This window comes from Pseudomonas batumici, assembly GCF_000820515.1.
GTDB classification, from domain to species: domain Bacteria; phylum Pseudomonadota; class Gammaproteobacteria; order Pseudomonadales; family Pseudomonadaceae; genus Aquipseudomonas; species Aquipseudomonas batumici.
Map to the genome: position 1 here is coordinate 1 of NZ_JXDG01000078.1, position 2,938 is coordinate 2,938.

Annotated in this window: 4 protein-coding genes and 1 pseudogene; 3 read left to right on the plus strand and 2 right to left on the minus strand. The window is 56.4% G+C overall.

The genetic code is table 11. The features are described from left to right. The 3 genes and pseudogenes from UCMB321_RS31930 to UCMB321_RS31940 all read left to right on the plus strand — a co-directional run. On the plus strand, positions 1-96 hold a 96-nt coding region (locus tag UCMB321_RS31930), incomplete at its 5' end, for a hypothetical protein (RefSeq protein WP_425338622.1). Positions 97-204: 108 nt separating this feature from the next. Beyond that, positions 205-969 (plus strand): annotated as a pseudogene (locus UCMB321_RS31935) (MCP four helix bundle domain-containing protein); the annotation flags it as partial. Beyond that, a complete protein-coding gene (locus tag UCMB321_RS31940) occupies positions 964-1,827 on the plus strand; it encodes a methyl-accepting chemotaxis protein (protein WP_425338623.1) in 864 nt (287 codons plus the stop codon). The pseudogene UCMB321_RS31935 and the gene UCMB321_RS31940, both read left to right, overlap by 6 nt. An 87-nt stretch (positions 1,828-1,914) precedes the next feature. Here the strand turns inward: UCMB321_RS31940 and UCMB321_RS30460 are convergent, their stop codons facing one another. Further along, entirely contained in the window at positions 1,915-2,769 is an 855-nt protein-coding gene (locus UCMB321_RS30460) for a chemotaxis protein CheW (protein ID WP_167337470.1), read from the minus strand. A 73-nt stretch (positions 2,770-2,842) separates the two neighbouring features. After that, the coding region (locus UCMB321_RS31945) for a hypothetical protein (protein WP_425338624.1) at positions 2,843-2,938 on the minus strand (96 nt) is incomplete at its 5' end.

The following is a 2,938-nucleotide window of genomic DNA, read 5'->3' on the forward strand; positions in this document are numbered from 1 at the left end:
ACCGCCGCCGCCAGCGACGAAACCGCCGCCTCGAGCGTCGAACTGGCTCGACTGGGCCATCAATTGCATACGATGGTCAACCATTTCAAGATCTGACCAGACCGGCTCGCTCCCAGGCTTTGCGCGGGGGCGATCATCTGACGCATCGTCCCGCCACTCTTTTTTCAAGACGATCAATAACCGGAAATGACCTTTATGACAAACATGAAATTGGCGACCAAGTTGCTCACGGCCTTTATCCTCTGCGCCTGTATTACCCTTGGCGTCGGCTTTGTCGGACATCTCGGCATCAGCTCGATCAACGCCAATCTCAAGGACATCCTGACCAACAGCCTTCTCTCCATAGATGATTCAAGTAACGCCCGGACCAACATGGTGGCTCATCACCGTGATCTTCACAAACTCCTGCTGCTGAAGCTGACTCAAGGATCTCAGGGCGATCTTGAGGCCGTGACGAAATCGCTCAACGACGATCGACAGGCCGTAGAAACCCTGTTCAAAGAGTACCGTCAAACGCCGCTGGACGACGACGAGCGTGCTGCGGGCGACCAGTTTGAAAAAGATTGGCCCGCCTATTTGGCGCTGGCCGATCAGATTACCAAGGATGTGCTGGGTGGAAATATGGAGGCCGCGCTGCGGATTTTCCAGGGGCAGGTCGATCCGGCTTATGCCAGGGTCAACGACGAGCTAAAGCTGATCATTGCATCCAATAGACGACAAAGTGCTGAAGCGGGCGTGGCGGCGGCCGATACGTATGACCGAGCAAACTGGATGCTTGGCTTGGGCGTGTTGGGTGCGTTCGGCCTCGCCATTGCCATCGGCTTGATCATCACCCGTTCCATTACGCGCCCCATCAATCGTGCTCTTCAAGGTGCCCGCCGAATCGCCGACGGCGATCTGAGCTTCGATCTAGAAAATGGTGGACAGGATGAGATAGGTTTGTTGTTGACGGCCTTTTCGACGATGCAAGCCAATTTGAAGTCGACGATTAGTGAGATTGCCAATGCCTCCGACCAATTGGCGGCGGCTGTCGAACAATTGAATGTGGTGACCAACGAAAGCTCAAAAGGACTGACTCGTCAGAATGACGAAATCCAGCAAGCCGCGACAGCGGTCAATGAGTTGACGGCCGCGGTCGAAGAGGTCGCTCGCAATGCCGTCAGTACTTCCGACGCCTCCGAGCAGACCAGTCGGGATGCGCTGACGGGCGGGGATCAGGTCAAGAAAACCATCCGTTCGATTACGGACATGGCGACGGGGATCGGCGACTCCACCCAGAAGGTTGAGTTGCTGGCGAGCCAAATCCGTGAAATCAGCAAAGTTCTGGACGTCATTCGGGCCATTGCCGAACAGACCAACCTGTTGGCACTCAACGCAGCGATCGAAGCGGCCCGCGCGGGAGAGCAAGGGCGGGGTTTTGCCGTTGTGGCAGACGAAGTGCGTGCCCTGGCCCATCGGACACAATCTTCTACCGGGGATATCGAGACGATGATCAACGCCGTTCGCACGGGAGCGGACGAAGCCGTGGTGGCCATGAGCAAGAGCCAGGTGCTGGCCGGCGAAACCCAGAGCGTGGCGGCCGAGGCGGGCTATGCGTTGGAGCGCATCACTGCCGGGGTGTCGCAGATCAATGAACGCAATATGGTGATCGCCAGCGCATCTGAAGAACAAGCTCAGGTCGCTCGTGAAGTCGATCGAAACCTGGTCAATATTCAGGATCTGTCAGCCCAGAGCTCTAGCGGGGCGCACCAGACCAATGAATCTACATTGGAGCTTTCTCGTCTGGCGGTCTCCTTCAAGTCGCTGGTGAGCAAGTTCAAGATCTGACCAGAACGGATCGCTCCCAAGCTTTGCGCGGGAGCGATCATTCGCGCTGCCAAGCATTGCAGCACCTTTCTTTGTCAGCTCATCCCACTATGCCCCAGCCCCCATCGATAGCCCTCGACCGATATCGAGCACGGTGATGGAACGATTGTCAGCCTTCAATGTGCCAATGATAAAGCCACTGCGAATATCCGCTGGCTGAATGGGTGGCGGAACAATGCCCGACGGGGCAACGTTCAATATTTTGCAGACGGCATCCACCTTGACGCCAATCGTTTGCGGATGCACACCGTCGCTCAACGCTAGAATTACAATAAGGGTACGCTGAGTGACATCGGTGGGATCCCCGCCGAAATGCGTGCTCAGGTCAATCACCGGAACCACCGAACCGCGTAGATTGATCGCCCTGCGGGTCCTGTTCGACCTGCCCCGTTCGATGATGAGCCTATTGGCTTCCACGATTTCCTTGACGGTGCGAATACTCACCGCGAACAGTTCATCGCCTAGAAAAAAGGGAAGGTATCGTCTGGTTTTCGATGAATTCGCTACAGCTTCCACCTTCAGCGATAGCGCTGCGTTGTGGCGATCAAAAGACTGTGTTGCAACCTGCAGACGCTGGGAAAGCTCAACCAGCTCGCGCATCTTGAGCGCGACCGCGACGAGGCCTTTTCCGCCATTGATCGAAGCCGACCCTACGTGGGTTGACCCAGGTGCCAGCCTGTCGGGCTGATAGTTCGCCTCCCCTTTGTCGAGCTCGAGTGGAGTCTGCTCGTGGGGTTCTACCTCGACAGCGTGTTTTGTGGAGTGACGAGATTGGAAGATGTAAAGGCTGAAAGTGGCGAGTACCACGATGCCAAACAGAATGATCAATATCAGCGAAGTAGAGAGGTAATGCATATTGATGAAGGAAGCCTCATCCGGCGCCATGCCGAAAGATAGTTGCACTCGGGGGATGCTCATGTCGGGCATTATCAGATGATCGCCCCCCACGCAAAGGCCGGGAGCGATCTGATGGGGGTCAGATTCTGAAATGGCTGACCATCGTCTGCAATTGATGGCCCAGTCGAGCCAGTTCGACGCTCGAGGCGGCGGTTTCGTCGCTGGCGGCGGCGGT